The sequence below is a fragment of the Sphingobacteriales bacterium genome, assembly GCA_012517435.1.
Lineage (GTDB): Bacteria > Bacteroidota > Bacteroidia > CAILMK01 > JAAYUY01 > JAAYUY01.
In genome coordinates, this window is the sequence record JAAYUY010000195.1 from 1 (window position 1) to 3562 (window position 3562).

General features: G+C 38.2%; 4 protein-coding genes. 2 read left to right on the top strand and 2 right to left on the bottom strand.

Annotated features, from left to right (window positions below):
• Positions 1–300: isoprenoid biosynthesis protein ElbB (locus GX437_11050; protein ID NLJ08198.1), on the top strand; the 300-nt coding region annotated here is incomplete at its 5' end.
• Here the strand turns inward: GX437_11050 and GX437_11055 are convergent.
• Positions 301–2424 carry a cation:proton antiporter gene (locus tag GX437_11055; protein ID NLJ08199.1) on the bottom strand — a complete coding sequence of 708 codons (2124 nt, stop codon included), beginning with the start codon at positions 2422–2424 and terminating at the stop codon, positions 301–303. It abuts the gene before it with no gap.
• Positions 2425–2543: 119 nt separating this feature from the next.
• Between GX437_11055 and GX437_11060 the strand changes: the two genes are divergently transcribed.
• Positions 2544–3329, top strand: coding sequence for a hypothetical protein (locus GX437_11060; GenBank protein ID NLJ08200.1), 786 nt, complete (start codon positions 2544–2546; stop codon positions 3327–3329).
• A 75-nt stretch (positions 3330–3404) separates the two neighbouring features.
• Here GX437_11060 and GX437_11065 read toward each other — a convergent pair.
• Positions 3405–3562: hypothetical protein (locus tag GX437_11065; protein ID NLJ08201.1), on the bottom strand; the 158-nt coding region annotated here is incomplete at its 5' end.

The following is a 3562-nucleotide window of genomic DNA, read 5'->3' on the forward strand; positions in this document are numbered from 1 at the left end:
AAGGTCATCAAAGAGATGCTGGAGTTGAACAAACCTATCGGGGCATTGTGTATTTCACCAGTCATGCTTGCAAAAATCATCGGTAACGGAGTCGAACTAACCATCGGCAACGATAAAGGTACCATTCAGGCCATAAAAAGTTTTGGCGGGGAACATAAAATTACCGACCACGGAGAAATTGTTTTTGACAGAAAATACAAGGTGGTTACCACTCCATGCTATATGCTGGATGCTGGCATCGAACAGATTGCTGAAGGAGCTGAAAATCTGGTCAATAAAATATTAGAGCTAACTGATTGATCACCTGATCCGGAGTAGCCGTCTGACGTTATTGCCAATTCTGCCCAAACGGTCAATATTGTCCTGAATCGGGTCAAGGCCGATGTCTTCTTCAGGAAGTATAATGCTGGAAATCATATCGGGGAATTGCTTGGGATAAGCAATGATGACATTCATGTCGGAAAAATCCTGATCGATCAGATGAGGAAGCAAATCATGCTCCGGACGATGAGAAACGCAACCTTTTCTCGAAAGCATAATCAACACAAGAGACTGGTTGTCAATGGTATTAAAAATATCTCTGAATTTCTCGCTATAGGGAGAGTAGGTAAAAACAGGATTGGAGAAACTACTTGTAATTTCCTGATTTTTCCGTAATAAATTCAGTGTTCTGTTATCGCTGTAGAAAACCGGAGAATCAGGAATCTGACGGGCAAGAGACAAGAATTTTTTAAAAAGGCTTTCGAATCCCGGTTCAAATGAAAAATTGGTTGGAATCAGCCAATGCACCCTGTTGAATTGCATTAAAGGCTTTTCAAACTTGCAGATGATCAACTCTTCATTCACAGAAATTAGCAGATTATCGAGGGTTGTTCCGAAGATTTTACCAAAGGTGCCTTTTTTACCGCTCCAACCCATAACAACCGTAGAAATTGTATGCTCTTTAATGGCACGGGATATTCCGTTCGGAACACTCAGGTCGATCTTTGTCCGTATATTGATGGGTATCTCTGCTTCTTTTTGAGGTTCAATAAGTTTCTCCATCATTTTTCTGCTTTCATGCACTTTTTGGTAAGCTTCCTCATCATCATTCACCACCGAAAGCAAATAAATACTTTCAGCAGACAGTTCCCTGTAAATCACTGAGGCTACTTCAATCAAATGATGTACGGTAGCAGGATTTGCGATAGGTACGAGAATACGCGAAGGAATCTCTGCTGTTTCAGGTTCATCTTTGCTGCTATTCTGAATAACAATATTTTTCCCGGCTCTTTCGGTAATAATTCCTCCCAGGAGACAGGTAATCAGAATGAGCAAAACAGCTGCGTTCAATACAGTTTCATTTACAATACCAGCTTCAATCCCTATCATGATTACGGCAATGGTAGCTGCAGCATGTGTAGTACTTAAGCCGAAAATCAGATTTCTCTGATTGGCATTAAATTTTGCAAAAAGCTGAATGAAAAAAGCAGCCAGCCATTTTGAAAAAATGCCAAAAACAATAAAAACAACACCGAAGATGATTGTCTGAGTCCCTGAGTAAAAGGCATTTATATTGGTCATCATTCCTATGCTGATCAGAAAAAAAGGAATGAAAAAAGTGTTTCCGAAAAACCTGATGCGGTTACGCAATGCATTATGCATAGGGATAATACGGTTCAAAGCCAGGCCAATCAAGAATGCACCTACAATACCGTCTATATTTGATAGTTCGGCTAACACTGCAGAAAACAGGAGGAAAAACATAACCAGAAGGAAATCGAAACCCCTGTCACTTTCTGTATTTTTAAAAAGCCACCTGGCAGCCTTTGGCAGGAGAAAAAGTACCAGTAAAAGAAACAATATTAAAGAACCAGCAACATATAAAAGTGAAAAATCAGATAAGCCCTGATTAAATTCTTTAAAGAGAGCCAAAGATAACAATACCAAAGAATTAGTAATAATAGTACCCCCAACCACAACAGAAACAGAAGGATTATTAATAATACCCATTCTGCTTACAACCGGATAAGCCACAAGGGTATGGGTGGAAAACATAGCAGCCACAAAAAAAGCTGCATAAGTATCGAGCTGAAGAAGATACACAGATGTTAAAAATCCTATGACAAAAGGTATAATTAAGGTCAAAAGGCCGAATAATATACTATTTAAACTGTTTTGCCGGAATTTTTTAATGTCAATTTCAAAACTGGCCAGAAACATCAGATAAAGAATCCCTATTTTCTGAAAAAAGAGGACAATCAGGTTCCTGTCCATCAGGTTTAAAACTTCAGGCCCCACCACAATACCGGAAATAATCAAACCGATAATACCCGGAAGGCTTATTTTTCTGAATAATAAAGGAGCCAGATAGGCAATGACGACAAGGATAAGAAGAACCAGTACAGGATTATCTGTTGGGAAACTGAATTTATCAAAATTCATAACCGGTGAATGAATGTTTCATTTTGGAACAGGTGCAAAGTTACAAACCCATGAATTATATTTCTTATCTTTGCTTTACATTTTAAATTGTACTGGTATTATTCAATAAAATCAAAATCATGGAAAAAAAACATGGAATAATAGCTTTGGTGGCAGTATTGCTGATTTCAGGAAGCTTACAGGCACAAAAAACACTTTTATCAGAAGCAGAAATTGTGTTTTACCTCGGAATGGAGGGGACATCAGGTAAAAATGGTATGGCAGTAGCATATAACCCTGAAAATCAATATTATTATGCAATTATCGGAGGTAATTCATCCTTCCCTGTCGAGGTCTTTGATAAAAATGGCGACCACCTTTATGAAACCAATACCGGTTTCGACAGCAGAGGCCTCTGGTATAATATCAAAGAAAAAAGGCTTGAAGGTAAAAGCTATGGAAATGAGATTTATTATTATTCGCTCAATTCAGAAGGATTTCCCGTACGGGTGGATAAAGCTAAGGTTTCATCATTAAAAGATGCAGGTGAACAGAATGTGGCTATCTATGACGAAAAGTCAAATCAAATCATTGTCTTCAATAACGGAAAACTATATTTCTATTCTGCCAAAAACGGAAAGCTGAAAAAGAGTATTCCAATCAGGCGGACAGATGATGAATACAATTATGTTGACAGAAGCTTTGTATGGACAGGAGTAAAAGGAATGGAAGCTGCCTTCTTCAATCTCGACAGCTACAAGCTTGAATTTTACGATATCAAAACAGGGCAAAAATCCGGAGAAATCTATATCCCACTGGATTTTTATCCGGAAAGTCAGTTCAACATCTCTTATGCCAACAACTATTTCTTTGTTTATGATGTGGAATACAAGGAATGGGGATGCTGGAAAATCTGGAGGGAATAATTTATTACAACCATTTTAGCCCCGGATTAATTAGGGTGCTAAATTAATATCGGCAAAAAAATTCCAAAGGTATCATTAATTGAAACCGGCTATCTTTGAACTGGCAAGAATCTCAAATGCTTTTTCCATTTCTTCTTCTGGAACCAAAAGACGGGCTGCACCCAGTTCATCCTTGTAAAAGGAAGTATTCATGATGGTATCCATATCTTCCACTTTTGCATGCAAGCCTTCTC

Coding starts and splice junctions, on each gene's coding strand:
- GX437_11055 (NLJ08199.1), bottom strand. CDS start 2,424: ATGAATTTTGATAAATTCAGTTTCCCAACAGATAATCCTGTACTGGTT.
- GX437_11060 (NLJ08200.1), top strand. CDS start 2,544: ATGGAAAAAAAACATGGAATAATAGCTTTGGTGGCAGTATTGCTGATT.